The organism is Streptomyces sp. CBMA156, assembly GCF_014596515.1.
GTDB lineage: Bacteria > Actinomycetota > Actinomycetes > Streptomycetales > Streptomycetaceae > Kitasatospora.
Genome location: NZ_MSJQ01000387.1, coordinates 15,043 through 34,374, shown reverse-complemented (window position 1 = coordinate 34,374; position 19,332 = coordinate 15,043). Strand labels below are relative to the sequence as shown.

The following is a 19,332-nucleotide window of genomic DNA, read 5'->3' as shown; positions in this document are numbered from 1 at the left end:
ACAGGTTCACCGCCACCGTGGGACGGGCCACACCGGCTTCCTCGAACAGCAGGTCATCGTCGATGAGTACGGGCATGCCCTCACGTACGAGCGGCTTCGAAGACAGACCCCAGCTCTCCCAGCCTTCGCGGGAGAAGTAGATCAGGTGCATGGGTGGCACCGTAGGAGTGCGACGCAACAGAGTGCAAGAACTATTGACAATCCCAGGAGTGCTGAGGCAGAGGCAATGAGACATGCCAACTAAGCAGAGATAACGCCGGCCCTGAGTACGTAGACCGCGTCGCCGATCATCAGGCCGCGGCGCTCGATGTCGCCCGGGTTGTGGAGGGTCGCAAACGTGACGGTCACGCCGTCGATCACGACCGGCTCCAGGACCGCGCGCGGCGCGATGATCCCGGTGCGGCCGACGTTCCACTCGACGTCCAGCAGCCGGCTCACCTTGTGTTCGGCGGCCAGCTTGCGCGCGACCGCCCAGCGCGGCGCCCGCGAGCCGGACCCGGCGTCGCGCTGGTCGGCCGCGGAGTCGGCCTTGACGACGACGCCGTCGATGCCGAAGGGCAGCGCGGCGCGCAGCGCGGCGATCTCGTCGATCCGCTGCTGGGCCTCTTCCAGCGTCGAGCAGCGGGCGGGCGCGGCGGCGGTGGTGGCGGCGGTGTTGGCGCCGAGCGCGGCCAGGCGCTCCAGCAGGGTGCTGTGGGTGAGGTCGTTGTCGAGGCCGAACGCGCCGTAGCCGAAGAAGGTCAGCTCGATGCGGTAGGGGCGGTCCTTGGCACGCAGGGTGCCGGCGGCGCCGTTGCGCGGGTTGGCGAAGGGGGTGGCGCCGTGGTCGGCGCGTATCCGGTTGGCGTGGTCGAACTGGTCCTGGGTGAGCAGGACCTCGCCGCGCAGCTCGACGTCGATCGGCTCGGTGAGCGCGGCGGGCAGGCCCAGGACGGCGTCGGCGGCGTGGCTGATGTCCTCGCCTGCGAGGCCGTCGCCGCGGGTGATCAGCCGCTCCAGGCGGCCGGCGCGGTAGCGGGCGGCGACCGCCAGGCCGTCGAGCTTGGGCTCCACGCACCAGGCGGTGACGGGCCGGCCCAGGCGGCGCTCCAGCCCGGCCGCCCAGGACGCCAGCTCCTCGGCGGAGAAGACGTTGTCCAGCGACAGCATCGGCACGCTGTGGGGCACGTCGCCCTGGACCGCGCCGCCGGCGACCTTCCCGGTGGGCGAGTCGGGCAGCACCTCGTCCGGGTGCGTCTCCTCCCAGGCCGCGATCGAGCGCACCAGCGCGTCGTACTCGTCGTCCCCGAGCGGCGTGGCCCCGTCGGTGTAGTACGCGGCGGCGGCCTGCACGGCAGCGGCGACCGCATCGGCGTAGGCGGAGGAGGACGGGAGCGGAGCGAATGCATCGATCATGGGGACATCATCGCGGCCGGCACCGACAAGTCCCCGTCCCCGCTGCGGAACGTCAGTTCGGCCATCGCCGCGACGGTCGGCCGGGACGGCTACGGGGCCGTGACCGGAGCGGCCGCCTCGGGGCCGCCGACGACAGCGCGGCGGATGGCCTCCCAGTCTTCCTGCCGCCACCAGTCGAACAGCTGGACCGTACCCAGTACGCCGACATCGAGGGTGGCGACGAACGGCGGGCGGGAGTAGACCGCACCGGCACGCTCGTTCGGCGGCAACCTGGTCTGGTGGTTGACCACCAGGAGACCGTCGTCCAGCGGCTCACCGGGCCGCAGCGCCTCCCAGGTCTGTTGGTGCTTGCGGAGCTTGTCGACCAGATTCTCCGAGGCCGGTCCCCCCGCCGACTTCACCTCGACCAGCACACGGCGGCCGGCGGATTCCACGAGCAGGTCCGCCGACTGGGTGCCCAGCTCGTCGTCGAGCCGGGTCACCGCGAGGCCCGCCGCGGTGAACGCTTCCTGCACTGCGTCCTCCAGCAGCCGGCCCGTGCCGTACAGCAGGGTGTAGCGCAGCGGGTCGGCCAGCGCCTGGGCCTCGGCGAGCCGGACGTCGAGCTCTGCCTTGCGCTCTTCGTAGGCGCGCTGGTGGTCGGCGATCTGTGTGCGCAGCCGGGCCTCGGCGGCGGTGGCGAGCGCGGGGTCCCGGACCAGCGGGGAGCGGGCGCGCACCAGCGCGCCGGGTGCGTACAGCGGCAGGGCCTTGTGCATCAGCCAGTCCGTCAGCCGCCCCAGGTCGGTGTCGTGGGGCACCACGAACCAGCGGGCACTGCCGTCGTCGGGCACCCACACCCCGGCCACCGGGTCACCGAGGCCGTCGACCAGGATCGGGCGCAGCGTGCCGGTGGGCGGGCCGGACTCCCAGATGGCAGTTCCCCTGGCCATTGGGATCCTGGCCTGCTGCAGAGTGAGGCGCGACCAGGTGGCCTCGGCGGGCCGGTTGAGCAGGCGCAGGGCGAGGTCGTGTTCGGCGTCGTCCAGGTTGTCGGCGGGCCGGGGGCGGATGCCGGAGGGTAGACGCTGGAGGCCGATCGCGCCGTTGTCCTCGGGCAGGTTGATGCTGGGGGCGACGTCGCCGTGGAAGGCGCTCCGGGTGTACGGGCCGGCGCCTGCGAGGGCGATGACGAGGGCGGTCTCGCCGCGCTGCCGGGCGCCGGCGGCGTAGCGGGTGTAGGCCTCCTGTTCGGTGGCGGGGCCTCGGTTCGGGCTGAGGACGGCCGCGCAGTCGCTGGTGTCGGTGCCGGTCCACCGTGGCTCCACCCCGAGCGCCGCCCGGTCCGGCTCCGCCGGCCGGGGTTCTTCGCGGAGTTGTCCGTCCGGGACCGTCGAGTTCACGCTCAGCACGATGGGGGCGAACGGCTTGGGCTGCCGGGGCTTGCGGGCGATGTGTATGGGGAGCAGGCCGACGGCTTCGGGCGTGCTCATGGGGGACACGGTATCGACACGGGCACGGTGCAGGTGGGCGCGGCGGGTGCCAGGCCGGGACTGGCCGCTGCCCGGCGGTGCCGCCCGGGTCCGGGGCGCTTACAGGGTGGTTGGGCCGTGCTGCGTCGACAGGTTGACGACGCGGGTTCCGGGCGGGGCTTGGTCGACGACGGCACGGTGCTCGGTGGCGCCGGCGGTCAGGACCACGAGCCCGGCGAGCTCGTCCCGGCCCGCGCGGTGGGCGGCCGGACGGAGAACGGCGTACGGACGGCCGGCGGCGTACACCGGGAGGCCGCCGGCCCACCGGGGTTCCGTGATTTCTTCGTGGCCCAGGCGAGCGGGCCGGCCGCTGTCGGCCCGGACCCACCGGGCGGCCGCGGCCTCCAGCCGGAAGCGCTGGCCCATCGGCATGGCGGCCCGCCAGTCCTGTCCCGCTCCCGGTTCGCCCCACTCCTCATGGCGTCGGCGGCGACGTCGCTGCTCTCGGCGGCCTGTTTCGCCTGGTGCGCGTGGTCGGCTTCGGCGTAGGCCTGTGCCCGCTCGACGTAGCTCGGTGCGGTCCACAGCACCTGGTGGCCGTCGTTGCCGGCGGGCAGCCGGTGAGGGACCATCCGGTCGCCGAGCACCCAGGCGACGACGTCGCCCAGGGGCGCGCTGACCTTCTCCCACCGGCCGTGGCCGTGCGGACAGCGGCATTTCTTGCGGCACGGCACCGCGGTGAAGCGGGCGACGCCGCCGTGCACGCCCCAGATCTCGGTGTCGGCCGGCCCGCGGGCCGAGACCACTACGGTGGGCGCCGCGCCCACCCAGCCCCGGGAGGACAGCGCCACCCAGCACACGGCGACGCCGGCCCCGGCGTAGCGGTCGGTGCGCTCGCGGAGCTCGTCGCGGGTGATCGGGGAGAGCTGCGCCTCCCAGGCCATGCGGCGGGCGCCGTCGGTTGAGGAGGCCATCACGTCGGCGCGCCAGCTGCCGTCCGGTGCCCGGAGGCGACGCTGTCCGTGAGCAGGCCGCCCGACCGTCGGGCAGACTGAAATGCCACACAAGGAGGACGCATAGATTCCGATGAGCCGATGTACCGGTTCCGGCGCGACGTCACGCGGCAGAACAGTCCCCCGAACCTTCTGGACGTGACAGGGGCGCACGGTCTGGCCCAAGCCGCCGGCATAGCGAGCGTCTGGATCCGCAAGGGCATCGCCGACCGCGTTGAGGTACTCAACCGGCAACGACTGGTCCTTGTAGTCTCACGGTTCGACGTCCGCGTGCTCGATGATCCGCGCGGGCAGGACACCTACCAGGTCCGGACTCTGGACCGTCAGCGCGCCTTGATCTGCCTCGGCCACGCAGCCCACCTGCGAGACGCATTGCTCATCGCCGACAAGTACATGCCGTCCCGAAATGCGTCTGCTGCCGTGGAGATTCGCAGGGGTAGCTCCACCGTCGCCCTCCTTACCCGGGCGGACCTGGGCCGGCTGTGGCCCGGACGTGGCGCCCGCAGCCGTGCAGAGGACGCCGACGCTGTGCAGCTGTGCCTCACGTGCCTCGAAAGATGATCTTCGGCTAGATTGCTGTCCTGCCCTTGGCTACGGGTCCAACCGTGGAGCCCGCAATGCAGATAACGCGGGTGTCGCAGTCCGCCCCTTGGGAGGCCCAGTGGGGGAAGCGGTCACGGGAGTAGCCGGCCATCGGACGCGCCGCGGCAACGGTCAGCGCGGCCAGCTGCGTGCGGGCCGTGGCGGGGTCCGACGGCGGCGGGCCCGGCCAGGCCACCGAGGAAGCGGCCGGTGGGGCGGCGTTCGGCGCGGCGCGCTCGGATACCGCCGGCTTCCCGCAGGAGGCGAGGAACAGGACCGCGAGGATCACCGCGACGGCCCGGGCGGCGGTGTGCCGGGCGGATCGTGTGGTGGAGGACATGAGGACAGCTTGCCCTGCTGGCGGTGGGTCACCAACAGTGTCCTCGCACTGTCCACTATCAGGTGAATTGCTACTGAATCGGGCTGGCGGTGCGCCAGCATGACGGCGTGAAGAACGCGAAGACCTGGCATGAGCGCGGAACCCATGTGGAACGCCGGCCCTCGCCGCCCGTCGGGCGCCGAGAGGCGGAGCAGTTGATGTGCCCGCGTTGCCGAGCGAGGGCGGGAAGTCCCTGCCGTGGCGAGCAGGGGCAGCCGATCAGGCCTCACAAGCAGCGGTTCGACGCGGCCCGCTCCCAGGGGCAGCGGTCCGGGGCGCGGCGTGGTGAGCCGGTGCCGATCGAGCGGATCCGTCCTGTGCCCGCGCCGGCGCCGCGGCCGCAGGGTACCGGGCGGACGGTACGGGGTGTGCCGGTCGTTCCCGGGCCGGCGGGCGGGGGCCCGCCGGCGCCGCCGCAGGCGGCACTGCTGGTCGACTGCCCCAAGTGCGGGATGGGAGCGGGGACGTGGTGCCCGGGGCCTGACGGCACGGTGGGTGTGCACAGGGAGCGGAGCGCGGCCGCGCGGCAGGCGATGCTGCACGGCCGTGGTGGGGAGGTCCCCGCGCCGCGGCTCGGACGGCAGCTCAGCGCAGAGCAGGTCCTGGCGGTGCACTGCCCGGCATGCGGGGCTGTGGCCGGACGGCCGTGTCGGGGGCCGGCGCCACGCGGGGAGGCCCTGGCCGAACCTCACCCGCACCGGGTGCTGGAGGCCCGCCGGGAGCTCTTCGGCGCCCGAGGAGCCCCGGCGGTTGCTGCTCGGGCCAAGAGTGCCAAGCAGCGGGGCCCCGGCGCCGCGGGCGGTGCAGCGGGCAACAACCCGTTCATGGCGGCCGCGCAGGAGCTGATGGGCAAGCGGCCCTCCCAGGCCAAGACCCGGTCCAAGCTCAGCCAGAGGGAGCTGGACGCCCAGTATCGCCGGGCGCTGGCGGCCAACCCGGGCCAGGCGAGCGCGATGCGTTCGGCGGGCGCCGCCCGCGGCGGGCGTGGCGCGTCTCGCAAGGGCACCGGCATGTACGGGTAGCAGGTGCCTCGCCGCTAGGTTCCGCGGGCCGGCTCGACCGGCCGAGGACGGCCCCGGGCACCCGCCGTATCACCGATGGCTCTGTTCACGTCGCAGAGCAGCGTTTCGACAGCAGTTCGGTAGGTAGCACCTGAACCGGATGCTCACGAGAACCGGCAGCACCTCGCTGGTGACCGGTAGGACGCCGACTACCGCCCGCTCGGGGCACAGGACAAAAGCGCTGGCCACGGGCGCATGTGGCAGCCACCACCGCGTCGTTGCCGAGCGCCGGCGGGTGACTCCCGTTCTCGTGAACATCGAGTCGTCCGGTCTGCGAGCGCCTCCCAAACCCGCGAACATCTGACTTCACGAGTCGTGAACAAAGCCACACCGAGGCCCGGCAAGGGGGTGCCGGGGCTTCACCTGGTGGGCTCGGCCTCCTTGCCGGAAGCCGCCGGGGACCCCTCCGGCGCACGTGGCGCCCGCCAGGCCCGCTCGACCGCGGACACCGGCAGCAACCATAGGTGTGGCAGAACGAGCGGTCCGAGCATGTCCCGGCATCCGGCCGCAGCCACGGAAGAACGCCCACCGCGAGCACCATGCGGCCGTCGGCGGCGCACGGCGGTGGCAGGCCGGCCAGGGCGGCCCGCAGCCGGTCGACGTCCAGTCGGCCCTTGCTCAGCGCTCCGTACAGGGCGCCGTGCCCGCGCCGGTGCTCAGGCGCCAGCGCCAGGTCCACCAGGGTCTTCACGGGTCCGTCGGTGCACAGCATCGCACCGGACCCGCTTGTTCGACGCCGAACGCAGGTAAGGATCTGCGATCGCCGTCAGGGGCGCGGGGCCCACGGGTCGTCGCACTCCATCGGGTCAGGCTGTTCGGGGCGGAGCATCGTGCGCAGGCAGCGCTGCAGCCCCGTCTCGCCGGATCCGCCGGCGGCGGCCATCCAGGGCAGGTCGTCCATAGTGCGGGCGCGCTCCTCGGTGGCGAGGCCGTCGAGGGCTGCGCGCAGGTCGTCGGGAGCGGCTTCGTCGGTGAGGCAGAGCCACCCGATCGCGGCGGCCAGCCGGACTTCGGGGGCTCGGGTGTGGTCCTGCCAGTACTCGCGCAGCAGGGCGGTGGTCGGAGGGTGGGGGTGGGCACGGGTGATTTCGGCGGTGGCGAGGAGCAGTGCAGCACAAACGTCCGGGGCCGGCTCGGCGGCGAACCGGGCGCGGAGGGCGGTGCGGACCGTGCCGTCGAGGTCGGCGACGGTGGCCAGGGCGTAAGCGGCACGGATCCGGGCCACCGGGACGGGGTCGTGCAGCAGAGGGAGGAGGAGGGAGGCGTTGACGGTGATCGCGGCCCGGGCGGCGGCGACCGACCAGCCCGCCGGGTAGCCGGTCACTTCGGAGCCGTAGTCGTCGTAGTCGTCGTGCCGGGAACCGGTGCGGTGGAGCAGCAGTTCGGCGCGGGAGGCGACTCCGAAGTAGCGGGCGCGGGCCGGGGCCGGCACCTCGGCGAGCGCGGCGCAGCGGTGGGAGTTGTGTGGGTCGGCGGCGATCCGGATCAGGAACGCAACGGCGAGTGCGGCGGCGGCCCGCTGGTCGTTGGCGCACATGCCGCTCACCACACCCGCGCCGGCGGGAACGGGAGACCCGCCGGTGCGGAGCTGGCGGACAGCCTCCCGGACATGGTCCCCCTGCGGGAAGTCTTCCCAGGGGACTTCGTCGAGCAGGAATCGGTCCTTGGCTTCTGGCCGGACCGCAGCCGCGACCGCGCGCACGTCGAACGGCCCGTCCGCGAACGAGGACAGCTCCGCCCCGTTCACCAGGGCCCGGCACATCGCGTACGTCGGGTCAGTCCGCCAGTCGCTCATGCCCTGTCTTCCGCCGTCGAGTCCGATCGGAGCAGATCATGCCCGAGCGGACCGACATCGATGGCGAGACACTTCCCTGACAGCGCTCGGGACTGCGGCCCTTCCCCAAACAGACCGCGCGAACGCGTCATCGCCAGGCTCACCTGTTCACAAGTGGACGGTAAACGACAAGCTGACGCGGCAGGCCTGCCGAGCCCTGGCCGTCCGGGCCTCTTCGCCGGTCAGGCGCAGCGCCTCCGGGTCCTGGCCCAGGCGGCGGCGAGGCCGTCCAGCGGAGGCAGCGTCTGCCCCCACGCCGCTTCGACAGCCGGCCGGTCGCCGTCGAGGCGTTCGCACAGGGGGACGCTCATGAGGTGGTCGAGGATCCCGATCCGTCCTGGTGTTCCGGCCCGGAGCCGGGGCCCGTGCCCGGTGAACAGCTCCCGCAGCCGCCCGCGGTGGCGGATCGCGAAGACCTCCAGGTGGGCCTGGTAGGCCCCGTAGCCGTTCTCGCCGTCGGGCAGGGCCGCGACGACCACGGCGCGGACTGCTTCGTAGAGGGCGATGCTGCGGTCCTTCGGCGCCCGGCCGGTTGCCTGTTGGTAGACCAGCGAGGCGGTGGCCAGGAGCGGGCCCTCGGTGCGGCCGGCGGTGTGGGCGTCGAGGCGTTCGGCGAGGGAGACGCCGAGCGGCAGGATCCGCTCCTTGTTCTCCTTGCGGGTCACGTCGAGGTAGGAGCGGCGGCCGCGCTCGACCCGGTCGGTGACGTCGGCGGCGCACATCTCACCGACCCGGCCAGCCAGCGTGTAGAGCAGCTCGACGACCAGGAGGTCGAGTCCGCTCTCCGAGGCGCGGTAGAGGTCCTGGATCTCGCCCTTCTCCAGCACCGGGGTGCTGCTGGAGGTGTTGCCGGTGTCGATCCGCGGCAGGTTGTCGCGCAGCACCGGGTTGCGCAGGCCCTCGCGGCGCTCGGTGGCGAAGACATGGAGGGAGGAGAGCACGCGCAGCTTACGGGCGATGGTGACCGGCCGGGCGCGGCTCTGCCGCGCGGAGCGTGAGCAGCACGGCAACCGCACCCTGGCCCGCGGCGACGCTCAGGTCATCGCCCTGGCCGAGCACCTCGGCGTGCCGGCCGTCACTGGCGATCGCCTCTGGGCCGAGTACCAGCACCTGTTCACCGTGCCGGTGACGCTCTTCCGCTGACGGGCCACCACGAGTCCCCCCGCCCACCGGGCGGGGGGACTCTGCCGTTTCCGGGGCCGCGAGCACCGGTCCGGGCGGCGGGCGTCCTCCGCCCGGGTGACGTGGTCGGTTCAGTCCAGATCAACGCTGGCCAGGGTGACCGCGAGCGCGAGTTCGCAGCCCGAACCGGCAGTCGGTCCCTGGCCGAGTACGCGGGGGCGGTGCTCGCCTTCCTGCTCAGCGTGCTGGTACTGGTCGGTGAGCAGGGCCTGACCGGCAGTGAGGGCATCGCCCTGGCCGCCGTCGGTGCGATCGCCCTGGCGATGCCCGCGCCATCACCGCCGGCCTCGATCCGGGCCAGCTCGCCGGGCTGGCCCATCACCTCGACCAGGCCGTGGCCGCCAGGCCACGGTGTAGTCCTCGGCCCGTACCGCCGAAGCCCTACGCGCGGCCCGGTTCCGCCTACGGAGGGGTGGGTCCGCAGCAGGGGCCGGTTCGGTGGCGGCGGAGTGCGGCCGCGAGGCTGGGGTCGATCGCAGGGGTGCGCCCGAAGTCCGCGTCGCGGCTGGCCGGTAGGCCTGCGAGTGCCTCGCGCACGGGAGCGCACAGGCCGTGGGTGGGCTGGAAGCCGCCGTAGGCGGACAGGGTCGCTGCTCGGACGTCTTCGTGGCCGGAGAGCTGGCGGGCCTGCTCGTACCAGTGCCTGGCTTCGCCCTGGTCGCCACGGCCGGCGGCGACCAGGGCGAGGGCGTAGGAGGCCTGGAGGTTCCCGGCTCCAGCGGCAAGCCGCCACCAGGTCCGCGGTCCGTCCGCCAGCGCTCGGCACATCGCGCCATCCTCGTCGTCGCCCTCGTGGACGGCGAGGTGGCACAGCGCGCCGAGCACGAACGCGCCGTGCGGCTCGATCGCCGGGGTATCGGCGAGCGCGGCGACCCACGCCGGCGCCCGGGCGTCCTCCACTGCGAGGTGGCACAGCGCCAGCAGCTCGAACCTGGCACGGTCCAGACGCATCGCTACCGACGGCGGTCGCGACGCGGCTCCTCGCGCGAGGCGGGCCGCGATCCTGGCCGGGGCGCCGTCCAGGCAGGCAGCGGCCCTGCTCCTGCCGTCGGGCTCCGGCAGGCGGGCTTCGGTGAGCGGTGCCCAGGTCCGGCCGAGGTGAGTGGTCTCGCGGACGGCGTCTTGTGCATCCCGGGTGTCGATCATTGCTCCTCCACGTCCGCGGCTGTCGCTTCCAGGCCCAGCGCCGCGGCCAGCCTGCGCCGAGCCTCCCGGCGCAGGCTGTACACGCCGGCCTTGGTGATGCCCATGATCCGCGCGGCGGTGACGATCGGGTAGCCGATCACGTAGGTCAGCACGACCACGTCATGCTGCCTTTCCGGCAGGTCGCCGATCGCCGCGAACAGGCCGATGCGGCTCTCCAGTGCCTGGAAGGCCTCCCGGGATTCGCCCATGGTGAAGGCGAAGGCAGCCTCGGTGAAGGCCGACGGCCGGTCGAGGCGCTCCAGCGCGTCGTCGACCATCGTCCGCAGCACGCCCCAGCAGAACTCCTCCACGCTCTCCTGGCGGAACACCGTGGTCCAGTGCACGGCGAGGTCGACGAAAACGTCGTCGACCAGGGCATCAGCGGCGTCCGGGTCGCCGAGGTGCAGCTTCGCGTACTCCCAGTACGTCTCGCCGTGCATCACCATCAGAGCGACCAGTTCGTTGGGGAGCGTGGTGTCCCCGGCGAGTTCCCCGGCTTCCGCGAGGGCCTGCTCGGGAGGGTCCTGGTACTGCGCGTCTGGAGCACCGTCATGCGCATCAGCGCGGCCACTGCCGTCGATGCCGACCATCTGCTTTCCGTCCTCCCGCCTCGGGGAACCGGACCGACGGTCGATCCAGGCCTCGGGGCCATCGGGATCAGGAAATCGGCTGAGCACCTCATATATGCAGGCCAGAGGGCGAATGAACACAACTGACCGAAGATCAAGGATTGTGATCAAGTGACCCTCCCCGGATGCGGCGCTTCGATCACCAGGCAGACCGATGTGATCGTGACCGGGCCGCCAGCGGGCCGGTCAATCCGCCCGCTGTCCCGGACGGGGCCTGGTCGGCGACGGGGCGTCGGATGCGATCCTCAGTAGCACCGTGGGACGTACCCCTCCCCTCGGCCCTCGGCGACCGGGGCGCCGACTGTTCTCCATCCCCGTCACACCCGACACCGCGACTGACCGAGCGCCCGGCACGTTGGTGCCCGGATCCGGTACCCGCCTCTTCGGACCGCGTGGGCCAGAGCCGCTGCTCAACTTCCGGTGGCGTGGACCGCGCTGTCGAGCCGGGTCTGTACCTCCGGGGGCAGGGGCGGAGTCCGGTAGGCGGGGTCTCCGCTCTCTGCGGTGCTCAGCCCGGCTTCGGCGCTGATGGTGGACAGCCGCCGGACCTCGGTGACCTCGTGGTCGGTGATCTCCCAGACCATATGGCCGACACCTACGGCGAAGGCCTCGGCCTCGGAACCGAACGACATCCAGTTGACCCGCAGCACGCCGCCGTACAAGGCGAGTGCGGTGGTCATCCACTCCACACTGCGTGGGTCGACCGAGGCGGCCCACTCGTCGTGGCGGGGGTGCGTCGTGTACTCGAAGTAGGCGGGCCCGTCGCCCCGGCGGACGAGGTCGGGAAGAGGGCCTGAGACCGGAAGGCGTGCCGTCTTATCTCGTGCTTCTGAGCCTTCCGCACAGGCTAGCGCGCGTCTTCAACTGTCAAGCATGTCAAGCAAGTAGGCGAAGTCAGTTCAGCGCGAATATCAGTCAACACGTTGACTGGTCAAGGCGTTGACCAGATAGAGGAGTGAGCATGCGCTACCTGCACAACATCGAGACCGCCGAAAGCACCGACTTCCCCGCATGGCAGACGGTGGCCCTGGCCGACGAGCCGGAGGAACACAACGGCACCGCCGCCGACTACGGTCGCGTTGTGCTCGACAATTCGAGCACCCGGCCCGCGAGCTCGGAGCCCGTGCGCGCGTACTCCAGCGCCAGGCCGACGGCGGCCAGGACGGCGGCGGCGAAGCGCGGGTCGGCCGGACCGGCGCCGGGGGCCAGGACGATCGCCTCGGGGAAGAGCAGGTCGGGAACGGGGACGGCGGCTTCGGCGACCTGCCCAGCCGCTCGGCCAGGGAGTGCGGGTGCCCGCCCTCCCACTCCCCCGGGAAGCCGCCCAGGACCATCAGGGCCGGGCGCACGGGCGCGCTGTCCCGGAGCCTGGCGAAGGCCTCCAGCGCGAGGCCGGGATGGTTCGAAGGGGTGGTGCATGACCGCGTCTCATCAGCAGCTGGCCGACGAGGATCCGGGTGGCGAAGAGCCGAAGAACGCGGGGAGGCTCCACAGGGATGGGGTGCGCCGACTGCTTGCCATCTGGCAAGGAGTGAAGATGGCGTACGACATCTGGCAGCTGTCCCAGGACTTCTGGAGCTAGCTGCTTAGCACGATGACCCGGCCGCTCCAACGGCCAGGCCATCGCCAGTGCGACTGTAGAGCCACACCGTAGGTACAGAGGGATCGTCTCGGAACCCCTGGTGTTAGCGCACCAGGCGAGGCGGGCCCTCTTCTTCATGCATTTGATGATGCTCACGCACCTCAATGCACTAAGTCTCTAATGACGATACCAGACGGGCCAGGCGGTGTCGGTGGTGTCGACGCACAGGAGGCAGAGCGTGTGGTCGAGGGTGTCGGAGTCCTTCTGGAAGACGGCGCCGCGGGTGCTGAGGCGGGCGCTGTCGAGGGCCCGGCAGTCGACGTCGAGGTGGTAGCGGCTGCTGCCGTCCACGGTGAAGACGGTGGTCACGGTGCTCCTCAGGCCGCCGGCGCGGCCGTGCTGGTGGTCTGCTGGGCGGCGCGGTAGGCGGCGATGTGGTCGGGGTGCAGGGGGCCCTCGACGAGGGGGCCGAGGTCGCCGCGATGCCGGACGGGTCCTGGCCGGCGTCGACCCGCTGCAGGCGCTCCTCGATGAGCCACAGCCGGACGGCGGCGGCCTCGGCCCGCTCGCGCAGCGCGGTCTCGGGCTCCTGGAGCCGGAGGGTCTCGCCGGCCAGTTCGGTGCGACGCTCGTGCGCCTGGTCCAGGACGCCGCGCAGCAGCTTGGCGGTCACGGCCGGCGTCGGGTCGCGGTCGTCCTGCTCCTGTTCCAGGGCGAGGTGTCCAGCCTCCTGGATCTGCCGGTAGGCCGCCTGGTCCCGGTCGGAGAAGCAGAAGAACGAGCGCCCCAGGGCCGTCTCGGCGCGCTCGCGCCACATGCCGATGGCGATGCGGGCCTCGTCGACGGCGAGGACGTAGGTGTGGTGGGCGACGGACCAGGAGTGCGCGGTACTCAACGCCGCCCAGGCCAGCTCGACCTCGCCCAGCAGGCGGTCGCGGCCGGCGCGGGCGACCTGCTTGTGGGCCAGGCGGTCGCGGACGACGGCATAGCGGGCGACGGTCTCCCTCAGGGCCACCAGCCGCCGGCCCTCGGTGTTGATTCCTCGCCGTTCGGGTCGGCGTCCAGATGGGCCTCCCGCCAGCGGAGGGCGGCCGCGTCGAACTCGGCCGTGGCGGTCTCCTGGCTCCGGTGAAGCCCTCGATGTCGAGGCAGTCCAGCATGGTGATCATGGTGCTCCTTCGGTCGGTGATCGGGAGCGGTGTCCCGGGGACGGCCTACAAGGCCCCCGCGGTGGCCCGTAAGGGGGTGCCGAGGCGGCTGCTGGCAGCATGTCAGCGAGTGGGCGGGGATTCGGTGGTGCTCTGCGGGCCGCCTCGGCCGCCGAGGCGGTGCGCCAAGCTGTCCGCACTCGCCGGACCGGCGTCACCTGGATGGGCCAAACGCGGGAAACGCCGGCGGGTACCACTTCGCACGCCCCCGGTCCGCCGTTCTCCTGGCATGGAGCTCGTCACCGAAGAAGCCGCCGTCACCATCCAGGTCCTGTCCGTCAACGGCAAGCGGATGCCCAAGACGACCTACAGCCAGCTGCAGCACCGGAGCCTGCTGGACGACGACTGCACGCTGCGCGGCAAGCCCTGGGGGTACGTCGTCGACCCGAAGTGCTGCCACCGGTCGTCCGTACAGCCGCACTGGCACGTCCTGTACGAACTCGACGGGGAGCTGTGCGTCTGGGTCGTACCGAAGAGCCTCGACGACGCCGAGTCCCGGCTGCGCGACGTGGTCTACGAAGCCCGGGCAGCGGGCGCCGCGTTCCTCGACGCGTGCGTGCTGGAGAACCGCCGGGGCCGCGACGACTTCTTCCAGGGCCAGGTCCTGGACCTCGTCCGCAACGACGAAGTGCGGGCCACCATCGAGGACCTGCAGGTCTGCCTGCCCTGCTCCCATGAAGCCGCAGAACTGCTCCGGGTGACCAAGGCCAGCTGGTCGACCAGGAGCGCCGTCGAAACGGCGGAGGGCGCGCTCAGCGCGAAGTACCAGGCCCGGGCCAAGGACGCCCGCCAGCTGTACGACGAGCTGGTCACCGACATCCGCTCGGTGAAGCGGGCCCGGACAAACTACAAGTCGGCACTGGAGGTCATCGGCTGGCTTCCTCAGCTCTTCCTCGGCGCATGACCTGCCGCGGACCGCGCCCCACAGGGTGCGGGCACAGCCCCTGGCCAGCCCACGATGGCGGGGAGCCCCGCGCTGAGAGGGTGTCCGCGAACGCCTCGCCCACCGGAGCCGGCGGTGGCCGTCCTCCCCGCCGCCACGGGAACGGCCTCGGTCAGATCAGGACACCCATGAGAACCGCCGCGGCGCTGAACGCGCAGCCGACGTACAGAATCCGCTCGACGATGCCGTCCACCGCCACCGGGGGCTGCGCCATGGTCCGTTCCTCGTGCTCTCGTCAGGTGCTGTCGGGACCCGCTCCCGCTCCGCGGGGAGGGCCGGCGGGCATCCCGGGCGGGAACCTGGCGCGGGTTCAGGGTGTGGGGGGGCGCAGCGGCCGCAGGTCTTGTAGGAGCGCCCACCCTTCGGGCCGGTGCGCTCGGCCATCCAGGCGCGGGTCTCGGCGGCCGTCATCGCCTTCCAATGCGGGTAGCTTCGGTCGTACTCCAGATCGGAGTGGCTGCTGTGAGGGTCGACCGAGTGCGCGTACCGGCGTAGTTCGGTGGTGTAGGTGTCCCCGGCCGGGCGGGCGTAGGCCTGCGGCATCTCGCGCCGGACGACCGAACAGGTCACTTCGTGCAGGCCGCTGCGGCTGGCAATGAAGGGGTACGCCTCCGGCTTCGAGTATCGGGCCCACAGGTCGTCCGCGGCGTCGAGCTCGCCCTCGAACCAGTCGCGGTGCGCTCGGCAGACGGGGCAGTCGCGGTGGTCCTGCTGGCAGCGGGCCTCCAGGTCGCCCTCGTTCTCGAAGGTGTAAGCCTCGAAGGGGACGTACAGCTCGCGGACCGACCCCGCGCAGCAGCAGTTCCCGTGCCTGCGCGGGGTCGGCCCGTCCGTCCCTGACCAGGTCCAGGAGGTCGAGGACGGCCGGCAGTTCGATGCTGTAGCCCCACCCGTCGCGCACGTCGCGTTCCCGTTCCCGGGGGAACCCCTTCGCGAAGTCGAACATGACGCCGGGGAGGGACACTCCAGTGCCGAGGTTGACGTCGACCCGTCCGTGGCCCAGGAGGGCGATGCCCGCCTCGACGGCCTGGCGCGGCACCGTGACCGCACCTGGGGCGCCGTCGCACAGGGAGGGGTTGCCGCTGCGCCGCTGCCCGGCCTTCCTCTTGCCGCCCATGAAGCCTTCCTGCGCGTTGTGGCGCCCGCGGTCGTACTGGCGGGCGCTGTACGGATGGGTGTTCGTTGCAGCGGATCGTACGGGCCGAGGAGCCCGCACGGCATCGGCTCTGATCCGGCGTTGGCCGCGGACGCCTCCGGACGCGGGACGGCCCGTGGGCCCTGCCCCGCCCGGGTGCTCCGCCGCACTCCTGACCATCACGGACGGACGGTCTGGATTACACACCCACTCGCAGCCGGCCGGCTGCCGGACCGCAGCTTTCGAGTCTGGGCCGCCGAGGGTGCGCGTGGTCAGTGCTGCAGGAAGTAGCGGGCCTGTCTCGCGGCGGCGATCGCGGCGGCAGCCGGACTGTCCGCGCCTTCGGGAACGTGCGGGTAGACGCAGTCGAGCAGGTCGTACTCTCCGGCGTCGTCACCTCCCATCGAGCCGGCCACGGCGCAGACCGGGTCGCTGTGCCTGCCGGCCCCGGCCCACGTGCCCGGCCAGTCGGGGTGCTGATCACTCACCTGCGCCCCGCAGTTCCGGCAGACGACCGTCGGCTCCTGACCCGTCAGCGCCTGGGCGGGCCGGGCATCGGCCTCCTCGACCACGTGCCCGACCCGCTGCTCGGACTCGGTGCGGGCGAGCCGGGACCGGTCGCAGGTCGGACCGAACTCGCGATCCACGGCCGTCCAGACGCCGGGCCAGTGCGGGTGGCGGTCGGTGACCGCCATGCCGCATCCGGCGCAGGCCTGCGCCGACAGGCCGTGCGAGCGGAACAGCGCGACGGTCCGCGCCAGCACCGTCGAGGTGTACCGCTGACCGTCAAGGTCGCCCGCGGCAGCCGTCGCGAGGTCGTGCAGGGGCAGGTCCTTCTCCGCCAGGTGCACGTCCTCCCAGGTCTCCAGGCCGGTTACGGGCAGGCGCTGCGTCCAGCCGATCCTCGGCATCACCGTGGTTGACGGCCGGTGCACGACCTCGATCTCCGGCCGCCGGAGTGCCGCGGGCACGTACCCCTCCAGAGCCCGCCGCAGCTGTTCCACCGCCTGGTCCCGGTCGTCCGCGCTGAGCCAGCATGTCTTCACCAGGTCCCGCAGCTGCGCGCACGGGTACAGCGTCACCTCGTACGACCAGCCATCCGGGCCCCTGCGGACTCCCCGCTCGTACTCGCCCCAGTCGTCGACGGCGAAGCACGTCAGGGCACCGGTGTCCTCGGCGGCGGCAATCGCGTCAGCCACCGTCGGGTACCTCTTGGTGAAGCTGTCCCAGGGGGTGCCCAGCGCCGCCCAGCCCTTGGTCATGGCCGCGGCCCGCACCTGCGCCGCCACTGCGTCGACGGCGGCTGCGACCGACGGCGCCGGCGACCACACATGCTTGAATTCCTTGACGGCCTTGACCGACCGCTTCCGCTGCGCCTTCTTGCCCATACTTGTCCCTTCCCGTGATGACTCATCCCTCTCAACGCCATTCAGCCGTTTTCGTCACGTCTGCCCGCTCTTCGGCTTTCGGAAGATCCCGGAGCGTTGACCTGCAAAAACGCTTGCTCTGACGGCTTCTGCGTTGGAGGGCGAGGCACCCGTCAGACATGGAGGCCTCATGAGGCTCAACGCCGACCGGGAGCTCACCGTCCAGCGGGCAGCGGAGCGCATCGCTGCGCTCGCCGGCAGCACGTCCGGCTACGGCCTTCGTTCCTCCGTCCAGGCCCGCGTCATCCTCGCCGACCGCGACCGGCAGGACGTGCCCGTGCGACTCTCCCTCACCTCCGCCGATCTTCAGCGGCTCGCGCAGACGCCCGCGGACCAGGCTGCCCTCACCTGCTTTCGGCTCAACCGCTGGGGCTGGTCCCTGGGCCCGCGCGAACCGGGCCGGCGACGCGCGGGCCTGGTCGCGATCGACGCCGAGGCGCTGCACGAGCGTCTCGCCGCCGGCGACTCCTTCGACGACATCCTGACGGCCGCCGACCACTGGCGCCTGCGCGGGGCGATCGGCGGCCAGCACCTCCAGGTCATCACCAGCCCTCACCACACCTGGACGGAGGCCCTGGTCGTCGACCTCTTCGAGGCCAGGCGCATCCCCACTGCGGGCGGCCGGCGGTTGCTGGTGACCCGCTGCGGGCGCTACGTGCACATCGACAGCGCCATCGAGTTGAGCGAGCTCAGCGAGTTGGAGGCCGCCCGGCTCGTCTACCAGCAGCAGTACCTCCCGGAGGAGGACCTTCCCCCGGTGCTCCTCGCCGCCCGGCACGCCCGCCGGATGGTCGCCGCGCTGGCCCTCCCCGCGGAGGCCCGCACCGTGCACGCGCTGGCCGGGGTCCGGGCGGCCGCGACCGTCACCGAGCTGCTGCGCTCCACCGTCGGGGCGGACGTGCGGGCGCAGCGCGGCATCGTGGCCCAGGTCCTCGTGGAGCGTCATGGTTCGCAGGCGGCTGCGCGAGTGGAGCTGGGCATAGCGAAGTCGACGCTGAGCGAATTGTTGTCCGTCCGCTAAGGGTTGGTCGAGGGCGCGGGGGCCGATGCTGTCCATCGTCTGCTGGCCGTCCGAATCAGCCAGGCGTCAGGGGGCGAAGGCAAGGTAGCTAGCGGTGCCCAGTCCGGAGAAGGTGACGAGCTGGACGGGTTTGAGGCAGGAGAAGGCCGCGTGCATGGCGATGCCTGCGGCTACGGCGTAGGGCCTGGTTGGGGGGAGGATCAGGCCGATGGGTAGCGCGAGTTCGACCGCGATGACCATGATGGACAGCGCGCGCCAGGTCTGGATGTCGCGGGTGGTCAGGTTGCCGAGGTGCTGCTGGGCGAGCCGGGGGATGGCGAACTGGCGGCGGTGGCGGAGGTCGTTCTTGACCTGGGCGTAGGTGTGGATGAACTGCGCGAGGTAGAGGCCGCTGCGGAACTGGCTGGAGCGGATCTTGTGCCAGGCCGAGTTGAGGTAGATGTCCGTGGTGACCAGGACGAGCAGGCACTGTGCCCAGGTGTTGGCGTGGCTGGGGGCGTGCGTGAGGGTGAGCCCGTGGCCGAGGTCTCCGGCGAGCAGGAGGCTCGTGCCGGTGAGGATGATGTAGCGCACGGCGCTCGGGCTTCTGAGGTAGGCGAACTCCATGGCGGCGCCGGCCAGCACGATCGCCAGGGTGAGACGGGGCGCGAGGCCCAGGGCCAGCGCCGGCGCGGCCAGGGCCCGCAGGATGAGCATCGGCCGGTAGACGGTGAACAGGATGCGGGCCCGGGTGCCGCCGTGGCGCCTGCGCGCGAACGCGGCTTGGACCTGGCCCGGGGTGAAGCGGTTCCAGCCTCCGCTGGTGAAGGCGGCGGCGAAGCGGAAGGTGAGGACGGCTCCGAAGGCGATCCTGAACAGCTGGAGGCGGGAGGGGTCGGTGGGGTACTGGAACCCGGAGGTGACGGCGTCAAAGAACCACGACACGGGTGTCGCGCACCTCGATCCGCTGCTCGCCTCGGGCGGACAGGACGCGTCCGTGGCCGTCGATCCGGTCGTAGCGGCCGGTGCGCACGTAGTGGCTGAGGATGGCCTGGAGTACGGGGGGCGGCAGCATGAGGCTGCCGGGTGACAGTTCCGCGTACGGGTTGACCGGCTCGGTGCGGCCGTCCCTGGTGCCGGTGAGGGTGAGGATGCTGAAGGTGGCGTGGGAGAAGAGCTTCCAGCGGAACCAGCGGCCGGGGCGGCGGGTGAAGCCGACGCCCATCCAGAGCACCAGGGCGAGGGTCAGGAGTTCGGCGAGCGATGAGGGCATGACGGATCGACCTCCGGAGCGGAAGGGAGGTGGTGGGGCCTGCGGGTACGGGC

Annotated in this window: 18 protein-coding genes and 2 pseudogenes; 5 read left to right on the top strand and 15 right to left on the bottom strand. The window is 72.0% G+C overall.

Translation table 11 applies throughout. The features are described 5' to 3' along the window. Positions 1–249: 249 nt before the first annotated feature. The 3 genes and pseudogenes from BU198_RS34440 to BU198_RS34430 form a co-directional block, all read right to left on the bottom strand. Positions 250–1,395 (bottom strand): annotated as a pseudogene (locus tag BU198_RS34440) (NAD-dependent DNA ligase LigA); the annotation flags it as partial. A gap of 89 nt (positions 1,396–1,484) precedes the next feature. Further along, positions 1,485–2,867 (bottom strand): hypothetical protein, encoded by a 1,383-nt coding sequence (locus tag BU198_RS34435; protein ID WP_188300782.1) that lies wholly within the window; start codon positions 2,865–2,867, stop codon positions 1,485–1,487. 197 nt (positions 2,868–3,064) lie between these two features. Then, the gene (locus BU198_RS34430; protein ID WP_188300781.1) at positions 3,065–3,820 is read right to left on the bottom strand and encodes a hypothetical protein; all 756 of its coding nucleotides are present in this window, start codon (positions 3,818–3,820) and stop codon (positions 3,065–3,067) included. Positions 3,821–3,940: 120 nt separating this feature from the next. Between BU198_RS34430 and BU198_RS34425 the strand changes: the two genes are divergently transcribed. Further along, positions 3,941–4,420, top strand: coding sequence for a hypothetical protein (locus BU198_RS34425; protein ID WP_188300780.1), 480 nt, complete (start codon positions 3,941–3,943; stop codon positions 4,418–4,420). Positions 4,421–4,427: 7 nt separating this feature from the next. Here the strand turns inward: BU198_RS34425 and BU198_RS34420 are convergent, their stop codons facing one another. Beyond that, a complete protein-coding gene (locus BU198_RS34420; protein WP_188300779.1) occupies positions 4,428–4,781 on the bottom strand; it encodes a hypothetical protein in 354 nt (117 codons plus the stop codon). 740 nt (positions 4,782–5,521) lie between these two features. Here BU198_RS34420 and BU198_RS34415 point away from each other — a divergent pair. Beyond that, positions 5,522–5,842, top strand: a complete 321-nt coding sequence (locus tag BU198_RS34415) for a hypothetical protein (protein ID WP_188300778.1) — start codon at positions 5,522–5,524, stop codon at positions 5,840–5,842. Between the two features lie 472 nt (positions 5,843–6,314). Here BU198_RS34415 and BU198_RS34410 read toward each other — a convergent pair. The 3 genes and pseudogenes from BU198_RS34410 to BU198_RS34400 form a co-directional block, all read right to left on the bottom strand. Then, positions 6,315–6,635: pseudogene (locus BU198_RS34410) on the bottom strand (transposase); the annotation flags it as partial. A 12-nt stretch (positions 6,636–6,647) separates the two neighbouring features. After that, positions 6,648–7,676 carry a hypothetical protein gene (locus BU198_RS34405; RefSeq protein WP_188300777.1) on the bottom strand — a complete coding sequence of 343 codons (1,029 nt, stop codon included), beginning with the start codon at positions 7,674–7,676 and terminating at the stop codon, positions 6,648–6,650. 221 nt (positions 7,677–7,897) lie between these two features. After that, positions 7,898–8,656, bottom strand: coding sequence for a hypothetical protein (locus BU198_RS34400; protein ID WP_188300776.1), 759 nt, complete (start codon positions 8,654–8,656; stop codon positions 7,898–7,900). A 16-nt stretch (positions 8,657–8,672) separates the two neighbouring features. Here BU198_RS34400 and BU198_RS34395 point away from each other — a divergent pair, with 16 nt between their 5' ends. Beyond that, positions 8,673–8,858 (top strand): hypothetical protein, encoded by a 186-nt coding sequence (locus BU198_RS34395; RefSeq protein WP_188300775.1) that lies wholly within the window; start codon positions 8,673–8,675, stop codon positions 8,856–8,858. A gap of 441 nt (positions 8,859–9,299) precedes the next feature. Here BU198_RS34395 and BU198_RS34390 read toward each other — a convergent pair whose 3' ends face one another. The 5 genes from BU198_RS34390 to BU198_RS34370 all read right to left on the bottom strand — a co-directional run bounded on the left by BU198_RS34390 (position 9,300) and on the right by BU198_RS34370 (position 13,308). Continuing rightward, a complete protein-coding gene (locus BU198_RS34390) occupies positions 9,300–10,043 on the bottom strand; it encodes a hypothetical protein (RefSeq protein ID WP_188300774.1) in 744 nt (247 codons plus the stop codon). Next, the gene (locus BU198_RS34385) at positions 10,040–10,672 is read right to left on the bottom strand and encodes a sigma-70 family RNA polymerase sigma factor (protein WP_188300773.1); all 633 of its coding nucleotides are present in this window, start codon (positions 10,670–10,672) and stop codon (positions 10,040–10,042) included. Before BU198_RS34385 ends, BU198_RS34390 begins: the two co-directional genes overlap by 4 nt. Positions 10,673–11,121: 449 nt before the next feature. Then, entirely contained in the window at positions 11,122–11,391 is a 270-nt protein-coding gene (locus tag BU198_RS34380; protein WP_188300772.1) for a hypothetical protein, read from the bottom strand. A gap of 388 nt (positions 11,392–11,779) precedes the next feature. Beyond that, the gene (locus tag BU198_RS34375) at positions 11,780–12,019 is read right to left on the bottom strand and encodes a hypothetical protein (RefSeq protein WP_188300771.1); all 240 of its coding nucleotides are present in this window, start codon (positions 12,017–12,019) and stop codon (positions 11,780–11,782) included. Positions 12,020–12,462: 443 nt separating this feature from the next. After that, positions 12,463–13,308 (bottom strand): hypothetical protein, encoded by an 846-nt coding sequence (locus BU198_RS34370; RefSeq protein ID WP_188300770.1) that lies wholly within the window; start codon positions 13,306–13,308, stop codon positions 12,463–12,465. Positions 13,309–13,730: 422 nt separating this feature from the next. Here BU198_RS34370 and BU198_RS34365 point away from each other — a divergent pair, with 422 nt between their 5' ends. After that, entirely contained in the window at positions 13,731–14,405 is a 675-nt protein-coding gene (locus BU198_RS34365; RefSeq protein WP_188300769.1) for a hypothetical protein, read from the top strand. A gap of 1,446 nt (positions 14,406–15,851) precedes the next feature. Here the strand turns inward: BU198_RS34365 and BU198_RS34360 are convergent. Further along, positions 15,852–16,967: a hypothetical protein gene (locus tag BU198_RS34360; RefSeq protein ID WP_188300768.1), complete on the bottom strand. Its 1,116-nt coding sequence runs from the start codon at positions 16,965–16,967 to the stop codon at positions 15,852–15,854. Between the two features lie 169 nt (positions 16,968–17,136). Here BU198_RS34360 and BU198_RS34355 point away from each other — a divergent pair, with 169 nt between their 5' ends. After that, on the top strand, positions 17,137–18,027 hold the full coding sequence (locus tag BU198_RS34355) for a hypothetical protein (RefSeq protein WP_188300767.1): 891 nt from the start codon (positions 17,137–17,139) through the stop codon (positions 18,025–18,027). 66 nt (positions 18,028–18,093) lie between these two features. On the opposite strand, the gene BU198_RS34350 is transcribed toward BU198_RS34355, so the two are convergent. Further along, positions 18,094–18,951: a hypothetical protein gene (locus tag BU198_RS34350; RefSeq protein ID WP_188300766.1), complete on the bottom strand. Its 858-nt coding sequence runs from the start codon at positions 18,949–18,951 to the stop codon at positions 18,094–18,096. Beyond that, on the bottom strand, positions 18,935–19,279 hold the full coding sequence (locus tag BU198_RS34345) for a hypothetical protein (RefSeq protein ID WP_188300765.1): 345 nt from the start codon (positions 19,277–19,279) through the stop codon (positions 18,935–18,937). Before BU198_RS34345 ends, BU198_RS34350 begins: the two co-directional genes overlap by 17 nt. Positions 19,280–19,332 lie beyond the last annotated feature (53 nt).